The sequence below is a fragment of the Paracoccus kondratievae genome (assembly GCF_009301415.1).
Classification (GTDB): Bacteria; Pseudomonadota; Alphaproteobacteria; order Rhodobacterales; family Rhodobacteraceae; genus Paracoccus; species Paracoccus kondratievae.
On the sequence record NZ_CP045073.1, the window covers coordinates 828553 to 853146 of the forward strand.

The 24594-nt window shown below is 65.0% G+C and carries 24 protein-coding genes; 19 read left to right on the top strand and 5 right to left on the bottom strand.

Annotated features, from left to right (window positions below):
- The first annotated feature begins 216 nt into the window (after positions 1-216).
- Genes F8A10_RS15410 through F8A10_RS15420 form a run of 3 tightly spaced genes read left to right on the top strand, consistent with a single transcriptional unit; the run spans position 217 to position 4469 of the window.
- The gene (locus tag F8A10_RS15410) at positions 217-2022 is read left to right on the top strand and encodes a relaxase/mobilization nuclease domain-containing protein (RefSeq protein ID WP_152367807.1); all 1806 of its coding nucleotides are present in this window, start codon (positions 217-219) and stop codon (positions 2020-2022) included.
- A 15-nt stretch (positions 2023-2037) separates the two neighbouring features.
- Positions 2038-4029: a conjugal transfer protein TraG gene (locus tag F8A10_RS15415; protein WP_152367808.1), complete on the top strand. Its 1992-nt coding sequence runs from the start codon at positions 2038-2040 to the stop codon at positions 4027-4029.
- Positions 4030-4040: 11 nt separating this feature from the next.
- Positions 4041-4469, top strand: coding sequence for a ribbon-helix-helix domain-containing protein (locus F8A10_RS15420; protein WP_152367809.1), 429 nt, complete (start codon positions 4041-4043; stop codon positions 4467-4469).
- Positions 4470-4529: 60 nt separating this feature from the next.
- On the opposite strand, the gene F8A10_RS15425 is transcribed toward F8A10_RS15420, so the two are convergent.
- Positions 4530-5612: a hypothetical protein gene (locus F8A10_RS15425; protein WP_152367810.1), complete on the bottom strand. Its 1083-nt coding sequence runs from the start codon at positions 5610-5612 to the stop codon at positions 4530-4532.
- Between the two features lie 112 nt (positions 5613-5724).
- Between F8A10_RS15425 and dcm the strand changes: the two genes are divergently transcribed.
- The 14 genes from dcm to F8A10_RS15495 all read left to right on the top strand — a co-directional run bounded on the left by dcm (position 5725) and on the right by F8A10_RS15495 (position 18810).
- Positions 5725-7032 (top strand): DNA (cytosine-5-)-methyltransferase, encoded by a 1308-nt coding sequence (gene dcm / locus F8A10_RS15430; protein WP_227493450.1) that lies wholly within the window; start codon positions 5725-5727, stop codon positions 7030-7032.
- 31 nt (positions 7033-7063) lie between these two features.
- Entirely contained in the window at positions 7064-7504 is a 441-nt protein-coding gene (locus tag F8A10_RS15435; RefSeq protein ID WP_271179454.1) for a very short patch repair endonuclease, read from the top strand.
- The gene (locus tag F8A10_RS15440; RefSeq protein ID WP_227493451.1) at positions 7488-8735 is read left to right on the top strand and encodes a type II restriction endonuclease; all 1248 of its coding nucleotides are present in this window, start codon (positions 7488-7490) and stop codon (positions 8733-8735) included. The genes F8A10_RS15435 and F8A10_RS15440 overlap by 17 nt, the downstream gene beginning before the upstream one ends.
- A 201-nt stretch (positions 8736-8936) precedes the next feature.
- Positions 8937-9893, top strand: coding sequence for a P-type conjugative transfer ATPase TrbB (gene trbB / locus F8A10_RS15445; RefSeq protein ID WP_264675561.1), 957 nt, complete (start codon positions 8937-8939; stop codon positions 9891-9893).
- A complete protein-coding gene (locus tag F8A10_RS15450) occupies positions 9886-10218 on the top strand; it encodes a TrbC/VirB2 family protein (RefSeq protein WP_152367814.1) in 333 nt (110 codons plus the stop codon). Before trbB ends, F8A10_RS15450 begins: the two co-directional genes overlap by 8 nt.
- A gap of 66 nt (positions 10219-10284) precedes the next feature.
- The gene (locus F8A10_RS15455; protein WP_152367815.1) at positions 10285-10578 is read left to right on the top strand and encodes a VirB3 family type IV secretion system protein; all 294 of its coding nucleotides are present in this window, start codon (positions 10285-10287) and stop codon (positions 10576-10578) included.
- A 9-nt stretch (positions 10579-10587) separates the two neighbouring features.
- Positions 10588-13197: a conjugal transfer protein TrbE gene (gene trbE, locus F8A10_RS15460; RefSeq protein WP_152367816.1), complete on the top strand. Its 2610-nt coding sequence runs from the start codon at positions 10588-10590 to the stop codon at positions 13195-13197.
- Positions 13194-13967, top strand: coding sequence for a P-type conjugative transfer protein TrbJ (gene trbJ / locus F8A10_RS15465; RefSeq protein ID WP_152367817.1), 774 nt, complete (start codon positions 13194-13196; stop codon positions 13965-13967). The genes trbE and trbJ overlap by 4 nt, the downstream gene beginning before the upstream one ends.
- Positions 13968-14005: 38 nt before the next feature.
- A complete protein-coding gene (gene trbK-alt / locus F8A10_RS15470) occupies positions 14006-14317 on the top strand; it encodes a putative entry exclusion protein TrbK-alt (protein WP_152367818.1) in 312 nt (103 codons plus the stop codon).
- Positions 14318-14320: 3 nt separating this feature from the next.
- Positions 14321-15658 carry a P-type conjugative transfer protein TrbL gene (trbL, locus tag F8A10_RS15475; RefSeq protein WP_152367819.1) on the top strand — a complete coding sequence of 446 codons (1338 nt, stop codon included), beginning with the start codon at positions 14321-14323 and terminating at the stop codon, positions 15656-15658.
- The gene (trbF, locus tag F8A10_RS15480; protein ID WP_152367820.1) at positions 15655-16344 is read left to right on the top strand and encodes a conjugal transfer protein TrbF; all 690 of its coding nucleotides are present in this window, start codon (positions 15655-15657) and stop codon (positions 16342-16344) included. The genes trbL and trbF overlap by 4 nt, the downstream gene beginning before the upstream one ends.
- Positions 16341-17399: a P-type conjugative transfer protein TrbG gene (gene trbG / locus F8A10_RS15485; RefSeq protein WP_152367821.1), complete on the top strand. Its 1059-nt coding sequence runs from the start codon at positions 16341-16343 to the stop codon at positions 17397-17399. The genes trbF and trbG overlap by 4 nt, the downstream gene beginning before the upstream one ends.
- Entirely contained in the window at positions 17396-18538 is a 1143-nt protein-coding gene (locus F8A10_RS15490; RefSeq protein WP_227493452.1) for a TrbI/VirB10 family protein, read from the top strand. Before trbG ends, F8A10_RS15490 begins: the two co-directional genes overlap by 4 nt.
- Before the next feature lie 2 nt (positions 18539-18540).
- On the top strand, positions 18541-18810 hold the full coding sequence (locus tag F8A10_RS15495) for a DUF2274 domain-containing protein (protein ID WP_152367822.1): 270 nt from the start codon (positions 18541-18543) through the stop codon (positions 18808-18810).
- Positions 18811-18949: 139 nt separating this feature from the next.
- On the opposite strand, the gene F8A10_RS15500 is transcribed toward F8A10_RS15495, so the two are convergent.
- Positions 18950-20371 carry an MFS transporter gene (locus F8A10_RS15500; RefSeq protein WP_152367823.1) on the bottom strand — a complete coding sequence of 474 codons (1422 nt, stop codon included), beginning with the start codon at positions 20369-20371 and terminating at the stop codon, positions 18950-18952.
- Positions 20372-20393: 22 nt separating this feature from the next.
- Positions 20394-20756 (bottom strand): DoxX family protein, encoded by a 363-nt coding sequence (locus F8A10_RS15505; RefSeq protein ID WP_152367824.1) that lies wholly within the window; start codon positions 20754-20756, stop codon positions 20394-20396.
- Between the two features lie 149 nt (positions 20757-20905).
- Between F8A10_RS15505 and F8A10_RS15510 the strand changes: the two genes are divergently transcribed.
- Complete coding sequence (locus F8A10_RS15510; protein ID WP_152367825.1) at positions 20906-21505, top strand: TetR/AcrR family transcriptional regulator; 600 nt, start codon at positions 20906-20908, stop codon at positions 21503-21505.
- Positions 21502-22125, top strand: coding sequence for a LysE family translocator (locus tag F8A10_RS15515; RefSeq protein WP_227493453.1), 624 nt, complete (start codon positions 21502-21504; stop codon positions 22123-22125). Before F8A10_RS15510 ends, F8A10_RS15515 begins: the two co-directional genes overlap by 4 nt.
- 64 nt (positions 22126-22189) lie before the next feature.
- Here F8A10_RS15515 and F8A10_RS15520 read toward each other — a convergent pair whose 3' ends face one another.
- Both F8A10_RS15520 and F8A10_RS15525 read right to left on the bottom strand, forming a co-directional pair.
- Positions 22190-23194, bottom strand: coding sequence for a LysR family transcriptional regulator (locus F8A10_RS15520; RefSeq protein ID WP_152367826.1), 1005 nt, complete (start codon positions 23192-23194; stop codon positions 22190-22192).
- Positions 23195-23491: 297 nt separating this feature from the next.
- The gene (locus tag F8A10_RS15525) at positions 23492-24568 is read right to left on the bottom strand and encodes an ABC transporter ATP-binding protein (RefSeq protein WP_152367827.1); all 1077 of its coding nucleotides are present in this window, start codon (positions 24566-24568) and stop codon (positions 23492-23494) included.
- Between the last annotated feature and the right edge of the window lie 26 nt (positions 24569-24594).

Below are 24594 nucleotides of genomic sequence, written 5' to 3' on the forward strand. Positions count from 1 at the left end.
GTGCCGGGAAGGAAAGGCGGAAGAGCGTGCGAGAGGGATGCACGCGACAGAAGGAGGGCAAGGTAAAAGCACCTGCCACACGCATCGCAAGCCGCTGATACGGCTCGGTTTTCGTGTGGCAGGCGGGTCGGTCGCGTGCGGATTGCACGATATTCGGCAGGGATATCAGGCCTCCGATGTGGCAGGTGCGGCTTTCCTCCATTGTGGGTGCCCGCAATGAGCGACCGCGATCCAGATTTCCGCATCCGCCCCGGCAAGCCACGCCAGAGCCGTGCGCCACGGGCAAAGAGCTTCGTCAGTCAGGTGCTGCGCGCCGCCCAGAAGGCCGGGCATACGGCAGCGCCGGGGGCCAAACTCGCCGGGAAGCGTGCTTCCGGTTCCGGCGGCAGATCCACCGGTATCGGCCGCTCTACCTTCGGCCGGGGCAGTGGCAAGTTCGCGCGTTCGCGTCTGTTCACCCCCACGCGCCGCGTCGTGGCTAAGGCGCGGATCGTCCGCCACAAGGGCAATTCCTTCCGCTCGGCGCCGATGGCCTCGCATCTTGCCTATCTCCGACGCGAGGGTGTCAGCCGCGACGGCGAGAAGGGCATCATGTTCGGCGCCGATACCGATCATGCCGACGATCTGGCTTTCGCCCGGCGCTGCGAGAATGATCGGCATCATTTCCGCTTCATCATCTCGCCCGAGGATGCGCGCGAGATGGAGGACCTGAAGGGCTTCACCCGCGATCTGGTCCGGCAGATGGAGGCGGACCTCGGCACCAGGCTCGACTGGGTCGCCGTCGATCACTGGAATACCGACAATCCGCATGTCCACCTGCTGGTGCGCGGCGTCGATCAGACCGGCGCCGATCTCGTCATCGCCCGCGACTATATCAGCCATGGGCTGCGCTCCCGGGCCGAGGACTTGGTCGGAATCGAGCTCGGCCCGAAACAGGAGCACGAGATCCGCTCCGTCCTTGCCCGCGAGGTGACGTCTGAGCGCTGGACCCGTATCGACCGCGAGATCCGTTTCCATGCCGATGATTCCGGTCTGGTCGATCTGCGCCCCGAGGTGAAAGGCCCGTCCGATCCCGAACTGCGCCGCCTCATGGTCGGCCGCCTGCAGCATCTGCGGAAGATGGAACTCGCCACGGAACTTGCGCCGGGCGAATGGGTGATGGCCGAGGGCGCCGAGCAGGTGCTGCGCGATCTCGGCCAGCGCGGCGATATCATCAAAACCATGCACCGGGCTTTCGCCAGCCGGGGCGAGGATCGAGGATTCGCCGATTTCGTGATCGGTGGAGAGAGTGCGGCACGTCCGCTCATCGGGCGACTGGTCGACAAAGGCCTTCATGATGAGCTGACCGGCGAAGCTTACGCGGTGATCGACGGCACCGATGGCCGCGCGCATCATATACGCCTTGGCGGGATCGAGGCCTTTCAGGACGCGCCCCCTCCTGGCGGCATCGTCGAGCTCCGTCGGTTCGGCGGGCCGGACGATGCGCGCCCGACCCTAGTGCTGGCCAACCGCTCTGACCTCAATCTGCAGGCCCAGATCACGGCGTCGGGCGCGACCTGGCTCGATCACAGGCTGGTCGAGCGCGAGCCCATGCCGCTGGCCGCTGCCGGTTTCGGCAAAGAGGTCCGCAAGGCGATGGACGCCCGCGCTGAACATCTCGCCGAAGAAGGGCTGGCCCGGCGCGAGGGGCAGCGCATCGTCCTGCAGCGCAATCTCCTGAACACCCTGCGCCGCCGGGAACTGGATGCGGTGGGTGCGGAACTCGCAACCGAGACTGGTCTTCCGCAGGTGAAGGCGCAGGCCGGGGAGTATGTGTCGGGCACGCTGCGCCGCCAGCTCACCCTCACCTCAGGCCGTTTCGCGATGATCGAGGGGATCGGCCCCGATGGCGGGCGCGGCTTCCAACTCGTGCCCTGGTCGCGTGAGATCGACCACAAGCTCGGCCAGCATATCACCGGCGTCGCGACGCCCGGCGGCGGCATCGACTGGTCGCTGGGGCGCAAGCGCGACCTCGGCCTCTGATGAAAGGAACCTCCCATGTCCGGCACGAAAATCCTCTGGGGCCAGATCGGCATCGTCTTCCTGATCGTGCTGATCTCGGTCTGGTCCGGCACCCAATGGGTCGCCTGGCGCTTTGGCTTCCAGCCCCAGCTCGGCCCCGCCTGGTTCGAACTGATGGGCTGGCCGGTCTATTATCCCCCGGCGATTTTCTGGTGGTGGTACTTCTACGACGCCTATGCGCCGCGGATATTTGCCGAGGGCGGGATCATCGCCGCATCGGGCGGCTTCCTCGCCATCGGCATTGCCATCACCATGTCGGTGATGCGCGCCCGTGAGGCCGCCGATATCGACACCTATGGCTCGGCCCGATGGGCGGGGCGGGAAGAGATCGAAAAGGCTGGCCTCCTCGGCCCCGATGGCGTGGTGCTCGGGAAATACGACCAGGACTATCTGCGCCATGACGGGCCGGAGCATGTGCTCTGCTTCGCGCCGACCCGCTCCGGAAAGGGCGTCGGTCTCGTGGTGCCCTCGCTGCTGACCTGGCCCGGCTCGGCCATCGTCCATGACATCAAGGGCGAGAACTGGCAGCTCACCGCGGGATTCCGCGCGCGGCACGGAAGGGTGCTGCTCTTCGATCCGACCAATGCCCAATCGGCGGCCTACAACCCGCTGCTGGAAGTGCGGCGCGGCGAATGGGAGGTGCGCGACGTCCAGAATGTCGCCGATGTGCTGGTTGATCCCGAAGGCTCGCTGGAAAAGCGCAACCATTGGGAAAAGACCTCCCATTCCCTGTTGGTCGGCGCGATCCTGCATGTGCTCTATGCCGAGAAGGACAAGACCCTGGCAGGCGTTGCCGCCTTCCTTTCCGACCCGCGCCGCACCATCGAGGCGACGCTCGACGCGATGATGGGCACCAGCCATCTCGGCGAGGCGGGTCCGCATCCCGTTGTTGCCTCGACGGCCCGGGAGCTTTTGAACAAATCCGACAACGAACGCTCGGGCGTGTTATCGACCGCAATGTCGTTTCTGGGGCTCTACCGCGATCCTGTCGTCGCCACCGTCACCTCGCGCTGCGACTGGCGCATCGAGGATCTGATCGCGGAGGAACGACCCTCGACGCTTTACCTGGTGGTGCCACCTTCAGACATCTCGCGCACCAAGCCGCTGATCCGGCTGGTGCTGAACCAGATCGGCCGCCGCCTGACCGAGGATCTGCACAGCGAGAAGCGGCGGCACCGCGTGCTGATGCTGCTCGACGAGTTTCCAGCCCTCGGGCGTCTCGACTTCTTCGAGTCCGCCCTGGCCTTCATGGCGGGCTACGGCATCAAGAGCTTCCTGATCGCGCAATCGCTGAACCAGATCGAGAAGGCCTATGGCCAGAACAACGCCATCCTCGACAACTGCCATGTCCGGGTCAGCTTCGCCACCAATGACGAACGCACCGCCAAGCGCGTCTCCGACGCCCTCGGCACCGCCACCGAGATGAAGGCGATGCAGAACTATGCCGGCAGCCGCCTCGCGCCATGGCTCGGCCATATCATGGTCTCACGCTCCGAGACCGCGCGTCAGCTTCTCACCCCCGGCGAGATCATGCAGCTGCCGCCCGACGAGGAGATCGTGATGGTGGCTGGCACCGCGCCGATCCGGGCGAAGAAGGCGCGGTATTTCGAGGATGCGCGGCTGAACGAGCGCATCCTGCCGCCGCCGGATCCCGCGAAGATCGCCGCCTCGACGCGGCCCGACGACTGGTCGTCGCTGGCCCCGCTGGAGCCGGATGCCGCGTCTGCAGAGCCCTCAGCGAAAAAGGAGGAAGACAAGGCCAATGCCAGCCTGCGCCGGGAACCGGAGCTGCCCGAGCATGTCGAGATCGTCCATGAGAGAAAGGAACCCGCGCCCGAGGACGAATTCCGCAACCTGCTCGGCGACGATCAGGAGGATGTCGCGCGCCAGCGCCAAGCGATGCGCCGGCAGGTGGCAGGTGTCGCCCGGCGGGCGTCCCTCACCCCGGACAACGGCATGGATATCTGAAAGGACCGGATATGCGTGATCGTCTCAATGCCTCGCTGCCGGTAGGGCTGATCTCCCGCGTCACCGAACTGGCCGACCGCAAGCGCGTCTCGCGATCCTCGGTGGTCGAGGCGGCGCTGGAATCCTTCCTTTCGCCCGACACGGCCCAGATGCAGGAAGCCGCCCTGACCCGGCGGCTCGACCGGCTGTCGCGGCAGGTCGCCCGGATCGAGCGCGACCTCAGCATATCGGCGGAGACCCTCGGCCTCTTTGTCCGCTTCTGGCTGACCGTCACACCGCCGGTCCCGACGGAAGGATACGCGGCGGCCCAAGCCAAGGGGCGGGAGCGCTTCGATGGGTTCGTCACCACCCTTGGAAGGCAGTTGCAGTCCGGACGCAGCTTCCTGCGGGAGATCCCGGAGGACGTGGGGCCGACTTCCACCAACGAGACCGATGATTAAGCGGCAACCACATTTTCCCGGTTGCTGCAATGCAGGCATAAGCCCCGGAGCGCCTGAAGGTCAGACGTCCTGTCGGAGGGCTCGCAACCACCCGTCCGTCACCCGCTCTGTCTGCCTGCCACGCATGAAATCGTCGATTCGCCCGGCGACCTCGATATAAGGCATGCCCAGCGTCCCGAAAGACGAAAAGCCCGAGGCAGGCAAAGATCGGTATACCAGTGAACTGCGGCCGCTAAACGAGGTGTCCGCACCTGACAGTCCGGCACGTTGTGACAGCGCCTGGCGCGCATCTTCTGCGCTGATCTCCCGACCGATAACTGCCGCCGCTGCCCGCGCCGACATATCATTCGTCAGAAGCATTGAACTGGTTTCCTTATTCCAGCGCGGTTTGACGATGATCGTGTGCAGCGAGCGCAGGCCACAACGGGCAAGATCCCCGATCAGCCGAAGCTCTCCGTCATTCAGGCCAAAGGTAAGCGGGTTCCCCTGCATCGGATATTTGTGCTTGATCTCCAGATGCCAGAGCTGATCGCCCTGAAGGTATATCCTGTCAATATTCCAGACATACCTGAACCATGGCTGAATGCCGAAATTCATGAACAGCCGTGGCAGAACGACCCGCCGCCCCAGGTCATTTCCATAGTGCGCCGAGAGATACCCCCAGAAGCTCTGGTTGATACGCCTTGTGTCCCGGACCGACCGGTCGACACCGACATCACGCGCCGTCTGCAGCCCTGAGAGGGATCTCGCAATGTCGTGCAGAGGCGACCAGTCCGATGCACGCCGCCCTTCCTCTGTTCTGGCGGCAACGAAGTCGTGCATGATTTCGTCGAACCGGACCAGCCAGGCAGAATACCTGGATCCAAGCGCCCGAAGATATCGACCCAGCCCCTTCGCGCTGCCGCGATCCCATACGAAGGCATAAGAGACATCACGACCCGGATTCCTGGCGATTGCCGTATCGGCATCGATCAGTACCGGTACCTCTTCATCCTTCCGGGGGAACGCGTCCAGATACTGATCGAAGAGGCTTTCGACAACGAGGCCTTCGGCGAGCCGGTGTTTGTCGAGGGCAAGAATGCGCTGACAGAGATCGTGATCCGAGAGGTCCAGCCCGGCAAGTTCTCCAAGAGGTGTCTGCATAGCCCTGACTCACCGACGGCAGCCTGCGCTTGCCCTGAAATTCGTGCCATATCATCGGCAACGGCGAGGGGGGCGCAAGGGCACAAGCGGAATACTTCATCAGGTTTCCACTATGTTCTTGCAGGAGGGGCGACATGCAGACATAGTGTCAAAAAAATTCCCCGATGGTGTGCGGACAGTGGAGAGCAGAATGCAGACAGATTTCGACAGCCTCCTGCAGCGGGCAGGGTGGTCGGTTGCCGAAGCATCGAAAAAGCTGGGCTACTCCGAAGGCCATATCTATCGCTGGAAACGTGGCGAGGAAACCCCGCGCGAGGCGGTAATCCGGGTTCTGCAGACGGAGGCGGAAAGCCATGCCCGTCCGGCAAAGGACGCCGCTTTTACCTTCATCGACCTCTTTGCCGGTATCGGCGGGCTGCGGCGCGCAATGGAAAGTGCGGGAGGGCGTTGCGTGTTCACCTCCGAATGGGACGGTTATGCTCAGAAAACCTATCTGGCGAACTATCCGGACAACCGGCCCATCGCCGGCGACATCCGCGAGGTCGGGGCCGCAGATGTGCCCGATCACGATGTTCTGGTCGCGGGCTTTCCCTGCCAGCCCTTCTCGATCGCTGGTGTCTCAAAGAAGAACGCGCTCGGACGGTTGCATGGGTTTCAGGATGAAACCCAGGGCACGCTGTTCTTCGACGTCCTGCGTATCCTGAAGCATCACCGCCCGGCAGCCTTCCTGCTGGAGAACGTGAAGAACCTGCGGAGCCACGACAAGGGGCGGACGTTCAGCGTGATCCGGAGGAAGCTGGAGGAAGAGCTGGGCTACTCGATCCACACGCGGATCATCGATGCGGGCCACTTTGTTCCGCAGCATCGCGAACGGATCGTCATCGTCGGCTTTCGTGATCCGGTCCCCTTCAGCTTCGATGATCTGCATCTGCCGGCCTACGGTGCCAGACGCCTGCGCTCGATTCTCCACCCGGAAGATGGAACGGAGGCGCCGGAGGGGCATTTTACCATCGGACCCGACGCAGAAGTCAGCGCGAAATACACGCTCACCGACAAGCTCTGGCAATACCTGCAGGACTACGCGGCCAAGCACCGCGCCAGGGGAAATGGCTTTGGATTCGGTCTGGTCGGCCCGGATGACATCGCCCGCACGCTTTCGGCGCGCTATTATAAGGACGGCTCGGAGATCCTCGTCAGCAGGGGCACGGGAGAAAACCCACGTCGGCTGACGCCACGGGAATGCGCCCGCCTGATGGGTTACGATGACAGCTTCCGCATCCCGGTCTCCGACACGCAGGCATACAAACAGTTTGGCAATTCGGTCGCTGTTCCGGTTTTCGCGGAAGTCGCAAAGATTATGCTGCCACATGTCCTGACCGTCATGTCCGATGCCGGATTGCGCGCGCGAAAAGTTGGCTGACGTCCACAACAGTGCCACCCGCAGCCGTAATATGGCGGCGATCCGCGGGACCAACACGAAGCCCGAAATGCTGCTGCGGAAGGGCCTGCATGCGCGTGGCTTCCGGTTTCGGCTGCACGAGAAGACGCTGCCCGGTCGTCCGGATCTGGTATTGCCGAAATACCGGGCCGTCCTGCAGGTCAACGGCTGCTTCTGGCATGGACATAACTGCTATCTGTTTCGCTGGCCAGCAACCCGGGAAGAGTTCTGGCGCCGGAAGATCGCCGGAAATGTTGCCCGTGACACAGCAAATATTACCGCCTTGCGGGCAGCGGGCTGGCGGGTGTCCCTTATCTGGGAATGCGCGCTGAAGGGAAAGCTGCGGTGGCCGGATGAAGAGGTGATTGACAGAGTCAGCCTGTGGCTCTCCTCTGACGATCCGGTTCTCGAGCTGCGCGGACGGGATTCCGCCGGAAATGAAGGGCAGGGTTGACGTGGCGGGCAAAGGTTATCTTTCAGGATATTTCGTTGGAGCCGGCGCAAAGGTCTTACGCGGCACAGAGGTGGATCCTGCCGTATCCCGGGGACATGAGTTCCAGGGCGTCGATGTGTTCCGGGCATTTGTCGGAACACCGGCGGAACGGGAGAGAATCCCGGTCACCTATATCTGGATGGATGACGAGCAGGAGGCACCCCTCCGGCTTGAACTGACCGGGACATGGTACAACAGCCGCAAGGCGCAACTACATCGCGCGCCGGAATACCGTCTTTACTATCCGGCAGCTGCTGAAAGTGTCGTCCACCGGGCGCAAGCGGGCGATACGCTGTTTCTCTGTATGACCTCAGAGCGGAAAGTGCTTGCAATCCTGTGTCCTTACGGCAGCTCTGCCGAGCAGAAACTGCTGTGGCTCTTCGGGTTGCAACTGACGGATGACTACGCCCTCAGCCAGCGTGATATCGGTGAGGACGGCGGTCGCGGTATCGACCTTGCCGCCAAGTTTATCCTTGATGAGCTTGGCATTGAGGCTGAAGAACCGGAACCTGATGCGCTTGACCAGCTCGTCGGGCGATTTGGTGCGGCTTTTCCCGGCACTGCTGCCTTCTCGGCTTTTGCGCGTAAGTCTGTTAAAGGCGTCGACCCGCTGGCCGATCCCGACGCAGCCCTTGTCGCCTGGATGGAGCATGAGGAAGCCCTGTTCCGGCATCTGGAGCGTATCATCGTGGCGGAACGGCTCAAGGAAGGCTTTCTGGACGGGGAACAGGCAGATGTCGACGGATTTCTGTCCTTCTCACTGAGCGTGCAGAACAGGCGCAAATCCCGCGCCGGTTATGCTTTTGCGCATCATGTCGAGGCGCTGCTGACCAAATGGAATGTCCGATACAAGCGAGAGGCCACCACCGAAAAGAGAAATGCGGCCGATTTCCTGTTTCCAGGTGAAGCTGAGTATGCAGATCCCACCTTCCCGACCGACAAACTTCGTATGCTGGCAGTCAAGACCACCTGCAAGGATCGGTGGCGACAGGTGCTGGCAGAGGCAGAACGCATCACGGCCAAGCATCTGCTAACGCTCGAACCGTCCATCTCCCGGGCACAGACCGGCGAAATGCAGGCGCAGGCGCTGCAGCTCGTCTTGCCACAAAGCATTCACGCCACATATCACACAGACCAGCAAAACTGGCTGATGTCAGTTCGGGGATTCCTTGACCTCGTCAGGGCCGCGTAATCGCATGACGAAATGTCATCCCGCCGTTTTCCTGTATCTGCACGCCATGGCCCTACTACGCCCTGAAGCCTGTTGCGGACCGCTGACATGACGCTTCCTTAGTCGTCCCCATCCGGGGACCTTCATGCTCCTCCCCGGCAGAACGGGGACGGGATGGCAGGCTCAGGCAGCATTGAGGCAAGCAGGCAACGTGGAGCACGGATGCTCCGGAGCGCGCTCGGGCCTGCCATTTCCGCGTATTTGCAGGATCCGGGCGTCATCGAGGTGATGCTGAACCCGGATGGGCGGATCTGGATCGACCGGCTGTCCGAAGGTCTGGCCGACACTGGCGAGCGCCTGTCGCCCGAGGATGGCGAGCGCATCGTCCGGCTGGTCGCGCATCATGTCGGCGCCGAGGTCCATGCCCGGTCCCCGTGCGTCTCCGCCGAACTGCCCGAGACGGGTGAACGGTTCGAGGGGCTGTTGCCCCCAGTGGTTAACGCCGCCTCTTTTGCGATCCGCAAGCCCGCTGTCGCGGTCTTCACGCTGGACGATTACGTTAACGCCGGGATCATGACCCGGATGCAGGCCGAGGCGCTGCGGCTGGGTGTTGCGACCCGCGCCAATATCCTCGTCGCGGGCGGCACCTCGACCGGCAAGACCACGCTGACCAATGCGCTGCTGGCCGAGGTCGCCAAAACCTCGGACCGGGTCATCATCATCGAAGACACCCGCGAGTTGCAATGCGCGGCCCAGAACCTCGTCGCCATGCGCACGAAGGACGGCGTCGCCACGCTTTCCGATCTGGTGCGCTCGTCGCTGCGCCTGCGCCCCGACCGTATCCCCATCGGCGAGGTACGCGGCGCCGAGGCGCTCGACCTCCTGAAGGCTTGGGGCACCGGCCATCCCGGCGGGATCGGCACCATCCATGCCGGATCGGGGATCGGCGCGCTGCGCAGGCTTGAGCAACTGATCCAGGAGGCAGTCGTCACCGTGCCACGCGCCCTGATCGCCGAAACCATCGATCTGGTCGCCGTCCTCGCCGGGCGCGGCAGCAACCGCCGCCTTGTCGAACTTGCCCGCGTCGACGGCCTGGGGCCGGACGGCGACTACCGGGTCACCGCGACAGATTTTCCACCCGCAACCTCCACCACGAACAGGGAGATCCCGCATGATTAGTCATGCCTTTACTATCCGCCGTCACATCGCCTGTGCCGCGACCTTCGGCTATGTCAGCCTCCTGCTGGCCCCCGCAGCCCATGCCGCAGGCTCCTCCATGCCCTGGGAAGCGCCGCTGCAGTCGATCCTGCAATCGGTCGAAGGTCCGGTGGCCAAGATCGTCGCGGTGATCATCATCATCGTCACCGGGCTGACGCTGGCCTTCGGCGATACCGGCGGCGGTTTCCGCCGACTGATCCAGATCGTCTTCGGCATCTCCATCGCCTTCGCGGCGTCGAGCTTCTTCCTGAGCTTCTTCAGCTTCGGCGGCGGGGCGCTGATCTGATGGTGACGACCGTTGGCCCGCAGGGACAGGAAACTCTCCGTTGGAGAGTTTCCAGGGAGGAACGCCATGAGCGGTAGCGATTGGCAGAAGCTGGAGCAACTCGACACCGTGCCGGGGTTTTCCGTCCCGGTCCACCGGGCGCTGACCGAGCAGATCCTGCTCGGCGGCGCGCCGCGCTCCATCGCCATCCTGAACGGCACCCTCGCAGGAGCCGTCGGCCTCGGGCTGCAGCTCTGGCTCGGCGGCATCCTGATCTGGGCCGTCGGTCATTTCGCGGCGGTCTGGGCGGCGAAGCGCGATCCGCTCTTTGCCGAGGTCGGGCGCAGGCATCTGCGCCTGCCCGGCCATCTCGACATCTGAGGCCCCACCATGATGAACCTCTCGGAATATCGCCGCAGTGCCGCCCGGCTGGCGGATTACCTGCCCTGGGCCGCGCTGATCGCGCCCGGCGTGGTGCTGAACAAGGATGGCAGCTTCCAGCGCAGCGCCAGCTTCCGGGGGCCGGATCTGGAGTCCGCCGTCGCCGCCGAACTGGTCGCGGTCGCCGGACGGCTGAACAACGCCTTCCGACGCCTCGGCTCCGGCTGGGCGATCTTCGTCGAGGCGCAGCGCAGCCCGTCCTCCGCCTATCCCGACAGTCGCTTCCCCGATCCCGCTTCCGCTCTGGTCGACGCCGAGCGGCGCGCGGAATTCGAGGGTGAGGCCGATCAGGGATCGTCCCGGGGGGACGATCCCCGGCCGAACGACAGCCATTTCGTCTCGGAATATTTCCTGACCTTCCTCTGGCTGCCGCCCGCCGAAGAGGCCGCACGGGCCGAGAGCTGGCTCTACGAGGGGCGCGAGACCTCGGGCGTGAATCCCCGGGAACTGCTGCGCGGCTTTCTAGATCGCACCGAGCGCGTGCTGGCGCTGCTGGACGGCTTCATGCCCGAATGCCGCTGGCTCGACGATGCGGAGGTGCTCACATATCTGCATTCCACCATCTCGACGAACCGGCACCGCGTCTGCGTGCCCGAGGTGCCGATGCATCTCGATGCGCTGCTCGCCGATCAGCCGCTGACCGGCGGGCTGGAGCCGCGCCTCGGCGACCGGCATCTGCGGGTGCTGACCATCACCGGCTTTCCGACCGCGACCACGCCCGGGATCCTCGACGATCTGAACCGTCTCGCCTTTCCCTATCGCTGGTCGACCCGCGCCATCCTGATGGACAAGGTCGATGCCACTAAGATGGTCACCAAGATCCGCCGCCAGTGGTTCGCCAAGCGCAAATCCATCGCCGCCATCCTGAAGGAGGTGATGACCAACGAGCAATCGGCTCTGGTCGATACCGATGCCGCCAACAAGGCGCTGGATGCCGATCTGGCGCTGCAGGAACTCGGCGACGATGTCGCCGGCATGGCCTGGGTCACCGCGACCATCGTGGTGCAGGACAGCGACCCGCGCCGGGCCGACGAGAAGCTGCGGCTGGTCGAGAAGGTGATCCAGGGCCGCGATTTCACCGCAATGACCGAGACCGTCAATGCCGTCGATGCCTGGCTCGGGAGCCTGCCCGGACATGCCTATGCCAATGTCCGCCAGCCGCCGGTCTCGACGCTGAACCTCGCCCATATGATCCCGCTTTCGGCGGTGTGGGCGGGCGCGGAACGGGACGAACACCTGGGCGGGCCTCCGCTTCTTTATGGCCGCACGGAAGGTTCCACCCCGTTCCGCTTCTCGCTGCATGTCGGCGATGTCGGGCATACGCTGGTCGTCGGCCCGACCGGGGCGGGCAAATCCGTCTTGCTCGCGCTGATGGCGCTGCAGTTCCGCCGCTATGCGCGGAGCCAGATCTTCGCCTTCGATTTCGGAGGCTCGATCCGGGCGGCCGCCCTTGCCATGGGCGGCGACTGGCATGATCTCGGCGGCAGCCTGACCGAGGGCGACGAGGCCTCCGTCGCCCTGCAGCCGCTGGCACGGACCCATGAGACCAGCGAGCGGGCCTGGGCCGCCGACTGGATCGCAGCGATTCTTGCTCGCGAGGGCGTGGGCATCACGCCCGAGGTCCGGGAATATCTCTGGACGGCGCTGACCTCGCTGGCCTCGGCCCCGGTTGCCGAGCGCACCATCACCGGGCTTTCGGTACTGCTGCAATCGAACGATCTGAAGCAGGCGCTGCGGCCCTACTGCATCGGCGGCGCCTCCGGTCGCCTGCTTGATGCCGAGGCGGAACATCTCGGCACCGCCTCGGTGCAGGCCTTCGAGATCGAGGGGCTGGTCGGCACCGCCGCCGCACCGGCAGTTCTCTCCTACCTCTTCCACCGCATCGGCGACCGGCTCGACGGGCGGCCAACACTGCTGATCATCGACGAGGGCTGGCTGGCGCTGGACGATGAGGGCTTCGCCGGGCAGCTCCGCGAATGGCTTAAGACGCTGAGGAAGAAGAACGCCTCGGTGATTTTCGCCACGCAGTCGCTGTCGGACATCGACAATTCCGCCATTGCGCCTGCGATTATCGAGTCCTGCCCGACCCGACTTCTTCTGCCCAACGAGCGCGCCATCGAGCCGCAGATTACCGAGATTTATCGGCGCTTCGGATTGAATGACCGCCAGATCGAGATCCTCGCCCGGGCCACACCGAAGCGCGACTATTACTGCCAGTCCCGCCGCGGCAACCGGCTGTTCGAGCTGGGTCTCAGCGAGGTCGGGCTCGCGCTCTGCGCCGCCTCCTCAAAGTCCGATCAGGCGCTGATCGGCGAGATCCTCGCCGCACATGGCCGCGAGGGATTCCTCGACGCCTGGCTGCGAGCACGCGGCGTGGGCTGGGCGGCCGATCTGATCCCGGACCTGACGATCCTCGTGCCCGAGGCCGAGGGGGAAGGGTCGGGAAGAGGGAATGGTGCTGCTGCGGATGCCGCCACCGCGCCAGCCCCGAACCCTGCTGATCCCGGTGATGACTTCGCCGCTTACGACACAATCAGCGACAAGGAGATCGCGCCATGACCTTTCCCCGAATGACCCGCCGCCCCCTGACCGCGCTGCTGCTGGCCGGTTCCTGCCTCGCCGCAACGGTGGTGGGAACAGCCTTCGTCACATCGCCAGCCCACGCCTGGCGGATCGTCTACGACCCGAGCAACTACGCGCAGAACGTGCTGACCGCCGCGCGGACGCTGGAGCAGATCAACAACCAGATCCGCTCGCTGCAGAACGAGGCGCAGATGCTGATCAATCAGGCCCACAACCTCGCAAGCCTGCCCTATTCCGCCCTCCAGACCCTGCAGGCCAATGTGGCGCAGACGCAGGCTCTGCTCGCGCAGGCGCAAAACCTCGCCTTCGAGGTCGGCCAGATCGATCAGGCCTTCCAGAGCGAATATGGCGCGGTCTCGCTCTCGGCGACCGAGACCCAGATGGTCGCGGACGCCCGCACCCGCTGGCAGAACACCGTCGGCGGGTTGCAGGATGCGCTGAAGGTGCAGGCCGGGGTCGTCGGCAATATCGACAGCAACCGCGCCGAGATGGCGGCGCTGGTCGGCGAGAGCCAGGGCGCCGAGGGGGCGTTGCAGGCCACCCAGGCCGGGAACCAGCTTCTGGCGCTGCAATCGCAGCAGCTTTCCGACCTGATCGCGGTGATCGCCGCCAACGGCCGCGCCGACGCGCTCTCCGAGGCTGAACGCGCCACCGCCGCCGAGCAGGGCCGAGTGCAGCGCGAGCGCTTTCTCACCCCGGGCGCGGGCTACCAGCCCGGCAATGCCCGCATGTTCAACGGCAACTGACGGTACGGGCGCAGCGCTGGCCGGGAAGGAGGCAGGGGATGGAAGGCAAGACCGGCGCCCGGATCGTGGCGATCATGCTGGCGGCGGTCGCGCTGACCGCTGCCCTTGTCTCGCTGATCCGCGAGGCAGAGGGTCCTGTGGTCAGGGCCGTGCTGGAGGCTCGGACCTCGGAAGATCCGCTGCGGCAGGATCTGCGGCGCTGCCAGCAACTGGGCAATGCGGCGCTGGAAGATGACAGCTGCCGCGCGGCATGGGCGCAGAGCCGTGACCGCTTTCTGGGCAGGGAACGAGCGCAGACGGCCGCGCCAAACGTCCCGGACGCTTCGGCCACCTCTGTGGAAGGACGCTGAGACATGGGCGGCACCGGGGTCATCGACAGCTTTCTCGGCATATTCACCAGCTATATCGACTCCGGCTTCGGGTTGCTCGGCGGCGAGGTCGCCTTCATCGCCTCGACCCTGATCGTGATCGACGTGACCCTCGCCGCGCTCTTCTGGTCCTGGGGCGCCGATGACGACATCCTGGCCCGGCTGGTGAAGAAGACCCTCTTCGTCGGCGTCTTCGCGTATCTGATCGGGAACTGGAACAGCCTCGCACAGATCGTCTTCGACAGCTTTGCCGGCCTTGGCCTGATGGCCTCGGGCACCGGCTTTTCCACCGCAGACCTCCTGCGCCCCGGTCGGGTCGCCCAGACCGGCCTCGATGCCGGGCGACCGTTGCTGGAGTCGATCTCCGATCTGATGGGTTTCGTCTCCTTCTTCGAGAACTTCATCCAGATCGCCTGCCTGCTCTTCGCCTGGGTTCTGGTGCTGCTCGCCTTCTTCATCCTCGCCGTGCAGCTCTTCGTCACCCTGATCGAGTTCAAGCTGACCACGCTGGCGGGCTTCGTGCTGATCCCCTTCGGCCTCTTCGGACAAACCGCCTTCATGGCCGAGCGGGTGCTCGGCAATGTCGTCTCCTCCGGCATCAAGGTCCTGGTCCTCGCCGTCATCATCGGCATCGGCTCGACCCTGTTCGGCCAGTTCACCGCAGGCTTCGGCGGCGTCGCCCCGACCGTCGATGACGCCATGGCCATCGTCCTCGCCGCCCTTTCGCTGCTCGGCCTCGGCATCTTCGGGCCGGGCATCGCCTCGGGCCTGGTCTCGGGCGGGCCGCAACTCGGCGCCGGTGCCGCCGTCGGCACCGGCCTCGCCGGAGGCGCTGCGCTGGTGGCCGCCGGTGGCGGGACCATGATGGCCGCGAAGGGTGGCGCGGCAGCGGTGCGAGGTGGAGCCGCGACGGCAGGCGCCGCCTCGGCTGCCTATACACTTAACTCGGCAGGTCAGTCCGGTGGGGCCGGGATCGCCGCGGGCGCTGCCGGGATCGGCAAGGCCGCAGGTGTCGCCGCTCTCTCTCCGCTGCGCCGTGCCGCCGCCAGCATCAAGGCCAGCCACAGTTCCGGCGTGAAGACCGCCTTCACCGGCACCGGCGGAACGACCACGCAAGGCGCAATCGGCGGTGCATCGGGCGGTTCCGGGAATGGCGCCGCCGGATCGCCGGGCGGTGCCTCTTCCACACCCGGCTGGGCGCAGCGCCTGCAGCATGGTTCGGGCATCACCCGCTCCGCCGGAATGGCCGCCCATACCATCCGCGCCGGCGACAGCCGGGGCGGCGGAGCTTCCGTTTCCCTATCCGAAAGCGATCGCAGATGAACATCTTCAGACGGGCCGCCCCCCATTACGGCAAGACACCGGAACCCGAGACCCCCTATCAGAAGGCCGCCCAGGTCTGGGACGAGCGCGTCGGCTCTGCCCGGGTGCAGGCGAAGAACTGGCGATACATGGCCTTTGGCTCGCTGATCCTCTCGGCAGGCTTCGCCACCGCACTGGTCTGGCAATCGGCGCGTGGCACCGTCGTGCCATGGGTGGTGCAGGTCGATAATCTCGGCCAGGCGCAGACCGTCGCGCCGGCCGTGGCGGACTACCGCCCCTCCGATCCGCAGATCGCTTTCCATCTCGGCCGCTTCATCGAGCAGGTCCGTGCGATACCGGCCGATCCGATCATCGTGCGTCAGAACTGGCTCAGGGCCTATGACTGGACCACGGATCGCGGAGCGGCGGCGCTGAACGATCATGCCCGCGAGAACGATCCCTTCGCAAAGGTCGGGCGCGCCCAGATCGCCGTCGAGGTCTCCTCCGTCATCCGCGCCTCGCCGGACAGCTTCCGGGTGGCCTGGACCGAGAAGCATTACGAGAGTGGCCAACTGGGCGCCACCGAGCGCTGGACTGCGATTCTGACTATCGTGATTCAGGCGCCCCGCGACGCCGAGCGGCTGCGGGCCAATCCGCTCGGCATCTATGTCAACGCCATCAGCTGGTCGCGGGAGATGAGTCAATGACCACCGCCTGCATCGTAACGCGCCGCAGCTTTTCACGGCGCACGACCTCTCTATCCCTCGCAGCCCTGCTGATCGGCACCGCGCTGATCTCCGGTTGCTCAGGGAAAGCCGTACCGGAGTTCGACTATGATGCCGATGTCCCGGCTTTGCCTGCCGCGCAGAGCGTAGCGGCGGAGACCTCGCCGAAGCCGCTGCACACCCCGCCGGGCTGGACGGTCGCGCGCGGCGGAGCTGCCGCAGACACCGCCCCGGCGCGGGTCGGCAATGCCAATGCCGCCGCAAGGGTCGAGCCGCGCCGCGAGGGCTATTACAATGCCATCCAGATCTATCCCTTCTCGGAAGGCGCCCTCTATCAGGTCTATGCCGCCCCCGGGCAGATCACCGATATCGCGCTGGAACCGGGCGAGAGCCTGACCGGCGCCGGTCCCATCGCCGCCGGCGACACCGCGCGCTGGATCATCGGCGATACCGAAAGCGGCAGTGGCGCTGCGGCCAGGGTCCATATTCTCGTGAAGCCGACCCGGTCTGACATCGCGACCAATCTCGTGGTTACCACCGACCGGCGTAGCTATCTGATCGAACTGAGGGCGCAGGAAGCGGCCTATATGCCCGCCGTGGCCTGGTCCTACCCGGTCCAGCCCGGCGCGAGGCGGCAGGCCGTTGCAGCCGCGCCCGTCATCCCCGCCGCAGCCGCGCGGAACTACCGCTACGGATTGCAGATCGAGGGCACGAGCCCGCCATGGCGGCCGGTCTCGGTCTTCGACGACGGCCGACGCGTCTATGTCGTCTTCCCCCGCGGTATCGTGCAGGGCGAGATGCCGCCGATCTTCGTGCTCGGCCCGGATGGCGAACCGCAGATCGTCAACAGCCGTGTGCATGGCAATATCCTGATCGTCGATCGGCTCTTCGGCGCGGCCGAACTGCGCCTCGGCAGCGGCGGGCGCCAGCAGGTGGTGCGGATCCTGCGCGTCGAGCCGAAGACCGTCGAGCCCAAGGCCCCAACAGTTGAAGGGGCAGTGCCGGAGACAGCGGCCAGCGGGAAGGTGCCGTCATGAGCGGGGGCAATCCGGCATCCAAGGCCGCCTCGCCGATGCGGCTGCGTGCCGAGCCGCCGCGCGTCAGCCGCCTGTCGCGCAAGGTTCTGGCCGGAGTGGGTGCAGTCGCGCTTTTCGGCATCGGTGGCGCCCTGATCTATGCACTCCAGACCCGCGATACCGGCACGGGCAGCGAGGAGCTCTATTCCATCGAGAACCGCGCCACCGCCGATGGTCTGGCCTCCCTCCCGCGCGACTATACCGGCCCGATCCTCGGACCGCCGCTGCCCGGCGATCTGGGAGGACCGGTCCTCGATGCGCAGAACCGGGGCCAGCCAGTGGTCCCGCCCATCATCGCGGCGCCAGCTGCGGTCGATCCCGACGAGGAACGGCGCCGCGCCGAGGAAGAAGCCGCACGGCTGAGCAACGTCTTCTTCCAGTCCGGGCCGCGAACAGGGTCAAAGGCGGGCGCGGCCATGGCCGGCCTTGCCGGTCTCGACCTCGGTGGCCAGGCCGGCGCGCAGGATCCGCGGACGGCGTTCCTGAACGGACCGGTGGATCGCCAGACCGTGGCAGTCGACCGCATCGCTGCACCGGCCTCTCCATTCATCCTGCAGGCCGGATCGGTGATTCCGGCGGCGCTGATCACCGGCATCCGCTCCGATCTGCCGGGCCAAATCACCGCCCAGGTCACCGAAAACGTCTATGACAGCCCGACCGGTTCCCTGCTCATGATCCCGCAGGGCACCCGTATCATCGGCGAATACGATGCCGGCGTCGGCACCGGCCTGCGCCGGGTGTTGCTGGTCTGGAACCGGCTGATCTTCCCCGACGGATCCTCGCTGGTGCTGGAGCGTCTGCCAGGGGCAGATGGCGCCGGTTATGCCGGGCTGGAGGATGGCGTCGACTATCACTGGGGCGAGGTCTTCAAGGCCGCCGGACTCGCGACCCTGCTGGCGATCGGCACGGAACTTGCCAGTGACGACGAGGACCGGCTGGTCCGCGCCATCCGCGACGGCGCGCAGGACACCATCGGCGAGGTCGGCCAGCAGATCGTCCAGCGTCAGATGCAGGTCACGCCGACGCTCACCATCCGGCCCGGCTATCCGGTCAGGATCATTGTTACCCGGGATCTCGTGTTCCGCAAACAGGGAGAGTGACCATGGTGAAGCTGAAACTCGCGCCGCCCGCGGACGACAAGCCGGTGAAGGTGACGGTGGAACTGCCCGCAGGGCTGCACCGGGATCTTGTCTCATACGGGCGGCTCTTGGCCGCGGTCGGATCACCGCCCATCGAACCGGCACGACTGATTGCACCGATGCTGGAGCGATTCGTCGCGACGGATCGGGGCTTCGCTAAGGCAAGGAAGGCTGGAACTGGCGGTGCTGACATCGCGCGCCCTGCCCCGCCAACGGCACCGGCTGATGGTTAAAAAACAGCGCCCCGGGGCTGAAACGGGGTCCGACGCTTTATACATCACCCGACGCTTCTCGGTCAGATCCGTCTTCAGGGAATGCCCTCTGCAACTCCGCTGGTTTTGTTCCGGCGCCATAACGGCACCGGATGCTTTCTTATCGGCGCGTGGCGATTCCCGCGGTCAGGACACCCAGCAGAGTCAGGAGCGCGATTCCAAGCGAGACATACCGCGCGGCATCGGCGATGGACTCGCCACCCGCCGCCATCAGCGTGCCCGCCATGGCCGAGGTGATCGAGAAGGCGATCAGCTGCGTGGTCGTGATCGCGGCAGCGGCCTTGCCGCCCTCGGCCGGATCACGGGAACTGCTCATGGCGGCAACGCCCAGCAGGGGCCAGGCCAGACCGATGCCCACGCCCGAGACAGTCAGCGCACCGGCCCAGATGGCGACCGTGGCCAGTCCTGCCCCTGATGCCTGAAACAGCCCATAGACGATCAGCCCCGCCGTCAGCAGCAGCGGCCCCAGCCTGATCGCACGCCTGCGCCCGGCATCCGAAGACACCGACACCACGAACAGTTGCGCGATGACCCAGGCCAGCGACAGCACCGCCCCCAGAAGCCCCGCCACAAGCGGGCTGAGACCCGCCAGCTGCTGGCCGAACAGCGGAATGAAGTTCTCGACCATGACGCCCGCACTCAGCGCCGCAACCGTCAGATAGACCCATTTGAGCGCATTGCCGCGCCGATAGGTCAGCTTCGGCAGAATGGTGTTGTCCGACCGCCGCTCGACCGTTACGAACAGCCAGAGCAGCACCAGCCCGGCCCCGACGGCCAGCATGGTCGGCCAGCCGATCGGCAATACCGCGCTCAAGCTGATGGCGATGGTTGCAAGCACCAGCAGAATGAGCGAGGCCACCGGCACCGGGTTCTGCCGCGCGGACCCCGCCATACCGGCAAAGGACCGCTGCCCGAGCAACGCAAATATCAGCGCGACCAGTGCAAGACCGCCATAGGACCAGCGCCACAGCCCGAGCTCCGCGAACACCCCGCCAAGCGCCGGACCGAACAACGTGCCCACGCCCCACATGGCCGAAACGACACCGGTCGCGCGTGCCCAGTGCCGCTCGGGCAGCGCGCTGCGGATCACCGCATAGCCGAGCCCGGCCAGCAGCCCCCCGCCCAGGCCCTGAATGATCCGGCCGGCGATCAGGATCTGCATCGTCGGGCTGATGGCATTGCCGGCAGCGCCAAGCGCGAAGGTGACGAAGGCAATCAGATAGGCGCTGGCCGGCCCCCTGCTGTCAAGCAACCGGCTGACAAACAGCGAGGCCACGATGGCCGCGATGACGAAGCCGGTGGTGACCCAGGCATAATAGGCCTGCCCGCCGATATCCGCGACGATCGAGGGCATCAGCGCCGCGGTGAAGTAAAGGTTCATCGCATAAAGCAGGATGCCGCTGGCCATGACGGTGACGATGGCCAGATGCCGGCCGGACAGCAGATCGGACCAGCCGTCACGCGGATCATCAGGCATGCTTGCAGAACCGGCCGAATCGGCCGGATGGGAATTGGGGCTCATGAAGGGGACTCCGGGGTAAGGTTCAGACCGTGGCGGGCCTGTGGGTCAGCGAAAGGGCAAGCACGACAAGCGCGACCGCCAGCACCACGGCGGGTGCTGCGGAATGGCCGTAATCGCCGTGAATCAGCGTCGTCAGCAGCGCGGCCGCCATCACCGCCGCTCCAAGCCCCGCGCCATAGGGGCGGGTCGCGGTGCGCGCGAGCAGGATGGCCGCAACCAGTTCGCACAGCGCGGTCACATAGTGAAACCAGCCCGGATAGCCCCAGGCGGCATAGGCGGCCTCGTTTTCGGGCGAGAGAAACAGATTGCCCCAGGCCCCGAACAGGAAGAACGCGGCCAGCAGCAGCGCCAGCCCCTGTGTGAGAAGATGGATCGGTTTGTCCATGATACCTCGCGGAAAGATGGCCCCTGCCCCCCTTGCTTTGTGCTGGACCGGGCGGTGGCGGCATAATAGATAGAGGCATCACTCTATCATCTTGGCCGGGCGGTCAAGAGATAAATAGAGCGTCCGCACTATCAAACCGGAGGCGCCTTATGGCACGCAAGATCGACCCCGAACAGCATGAGGAAAAACGGCAGGAGGTCCTCGCCGCCGCACATCGCTGTTTCCTGCGCAATGGGCTTCAGGGCGCCTCGATCTCGATGATCTGCAAGGAGGCGGGGATGAGCCCCGGTCACCTTTACCATTATTTCCCCAGCAAGGAGGCGATCATCGAGCAGATGGCCGACGATTACCTTGCCGCGCTGCACGGTCATTTCGGCGGCCATAGCCAGGAAACGCCGACCGCGACCGTGCTGCTGTCAGAGCTTTGGAGCATGTCGGGCTGGGACGACCTGTCCCATTGCCGCATCCTGTTCGAACTTCTGGCCGAGGCAGGGCGCAACCCGCGCATCCATACCATTCTGAAGGACAATACCGACGGTATCCGCGATCTGCTGACCGCCGCTCTGGCCGCCGGTCAGGCGCGTGGCGAGGTCGACCCAAGCCTCGATCCCCGCCATACCAGCGCGGTTCTGGTCGCGGTGCTGGACGCGGCTCCCATGCTGCCCTTGATGACTGATGGGCTTGACTTCGGGGAAAGCCGCAAGCTGATCACCACCATGGTCAGCCGTTTCCTGAGGCCGCAATCATGACACCGGACATGCCGACCATGGCCGCCGCCCCGACCCTGCTGGCCCTGGGTCTCTATACGATCGTGACCTCGGTCACGCCGGGGCCGAACAATATGATGGTGCTGGCCTCGGGGGTGAATTTCGGCATCCGCCGGACGTTGCCGCATATTGCCGGGATCAGCCTCGGCTTCGGGGCGATGGTCGCCATCATGGGTCTGGGGCTTGGGACGGTGTTCGAACGCTGGCCACAACTGAACACTGTCCTTCGCTGGATCGGCGGGGCTTATCTTCTGTATCTCGCCTGGAAAATCGCCCGCGCAGGCACCCCGGATGCACCCGAAGGGACAACTGCCCGGCCGCTTGGCTTTCTTGGCGCGGCGGCCTTTCAATGGGTCAATCCCAAAGCCTGGGTGATGGCACTTGGCGCGGTCGCAACCTATCTGCCGCCGCACCCTTCATGGGCCGCGGTGACCGGCGTGGCGGTGCTGATGGCCGCAATCAACGCGCCCTGCGTCGGCATCTGGGCAGGCTTCGGCACCGGCCTGCGCCGGTTCCTGACCGACCCCAGACGGCTGCGCGCCTTCAACCTCATCATGGCCACCCTGCTCGTGGCATCCCTATGGCCGGTCTTCATGACATAAGCGGGCAGGAGATGGCTTGACATAAGGAGCAATGCCCCATGAACGGCCCAAGATTTCCATGACCTCACCCTCCAGCCGCAACGGCTCTTCGCCATTGCCGCCGGAATGATTGCGCGAAACTTATGAACCTCCGCATGGCCGGATTGTCGTTCTGCGGCGACCAGACCACAGACATCGGCACGATATCCTCGGCTGCGGTCAGGGGGCGCATAACGAGGGCGGGACAGACCATATGGGTCCAGCCTTCCGACACCAGGGTGATGCCCTCGCCCATCGCCACAAGATGCATCAGCGTCTCCAGCAGCACCGGCCGGAAGCCGATATCCGGATAGGTGCTGTAATCGGCGATCCGGCGGATGATGTAATCGTGAACTTCCGGACCGGGCTCCTGCGAGGGCACAATGAACCGTTCGCCTTTCAGCTGCGGCCAGTCAAGCTCGGGCTCGCGGGCCAACGGATGGGCAGCAGGGATCGCCACATGTACCCGCTCCTGCCAGAGTTCCAGCAGGTCGCAGTCCTCGATGGCGCCGTTGCCGGTGAAAAAGGCGATATCGAGATCGCGCGCCCGGATGGCGCGCAGATGTTCGCGGCGACCACCATCGCGGATCTGCAGCTGTACGCCGTCGAATTCCTGCCGGTAGCCCGCAATCAGGTCGCGCAGAAAACCTCCGGCGAGCGTGGTCAGGATGCCGATGCGAACGACGCCCTCCTCGACCCGGCCGGCGGAGCCGGCATGATGAATGGCGTTCTCGATCTGGAAGATCGTCGGCAGAATATCGTCGAGAAAGCGCGACCCGGCATCGGTCAGGCGCACACCCATGGTCGTGCGCTCGAACAAGGAAACCCCGATGCTGTCCTCAAGATCCCGGATGCTGCGGCTGACGGTGGAGACCTTGATATCGAGGGCCAGAGCCACCTTGCTGAAGCTGAGCAGCTCCGCGGCGGCCAGGACATAACGGACCGCCCGGAGATCAAAGGGCAGACCGGTTTCCGGCCATTGAACCGGGCGCTCCCATGACGGGGGATTGTTGACACGAGATTTCAACCTGCCTTGATATTCCTGCTCCATCGGTTCCCCCCCCTTTGAAGAGGCCGTCTGCTATCTCCACAATCAGCCGTTGGACTGGCCAGCGCGCCGGGCCGATCTCCAACGACCTGCGCCGCTGATTTCACCCGCCAAAAACTCCAGTGCATCGGGAAGGAATGGTGATGACAGTATCGCCGCGCCTAGCACAAGGGCTTACGGCCGATCGGATAGGAAACGACGGCAATACGATTCGTATCCATGCCCGGTCTTGTAGCTCGACGCCTCCCGTCCGATGCGGCCCCCGCACGGAAAACCCGGGGGCGAACGACACCGGCCAGATCAGCGCGCGGTGTGACACCGGGTTCCAAGGGCATCGCCATCTCGCGTGAATATATGAACATGCCGCGGATCCACCACCAAACGTATTTGCTCTCCAATATGCAGGTGTTGCCGGTCACGGACGAGAACGCGCAAGGATATGCCGGCAGTGAGCACCATCAGCAACGTGTCGAGGCCAGTCTGCTCTATGGCCTCAACCCGAGCGGGTAGACCTTCGGAAGACAGGCTCAGATGCTCTGGCCGGATGCCGATACGAACCGGCATCTCGGGCGCCATTCCGGTCGCTCTCACGGGGACGGACAGGCCTGCGGCGGTGATGGCTGTCTGGCCATCCGAGGAAATGCGTGCGTCGAACAGATTTATGGCAGGCGATCCGATGAAGGTAGCGACGAAGACATTTGCCGGATGGTCGTAGATGTCGAGCGGCGCGCCCACCTGGACGATATCGCCGCCATGCATGACCGCGATCCGGTCCCCCATAGTCATCGCCTCGATCTGGTCATGGGTGACATAGATCGAGGTCACGCCGAGCTTCTGTTGCAGCGCGCGAATCTCCATCCGCATCTGAACCCGCAACTGGGCGTCCAGATTGGAGAGCGGCTCGTCGAACAGGAACGCTTTCGGTTCGCGCACCAGCGCCCGTCCCATCGCCACGCGCTGCCGCTGCCCGCCAGAAAGCTGCCCCGGGTAGCGGTCCAGATACTGTTCCAGCCCGAGCGCCACGCTGGCGTACTCCGCGCGCTTGCGCACCTCGTCTGGCGGCATACGGCGCATCTTCAGGCCGAAGGTGATGTTCTCCAGCACGGTCTTGTGCGGATAGAGCGCATAGCTCTGGAAGACCATGGCGATGTCGCGGTCCCGCGGGTCGATGTCGTTGACCCTCCGGTCATCGATCGACAGCGTGCCCGAGGTGATCGTCTCCAACCCCGCGATCATCCGCAGCAGGGTGGATTTCCCGCAACCGGACGGCCCGACGAGGACGAGCATCTCACCATCGGCGATCTGCAGGTCGATGCCCTTGATGACGCTCAGCGCACCATAGGATTTGGTCAGGTTTTCAAGTAAGATATGCGCCATTGTGGCTTCCTTCTGAATATCTGTGA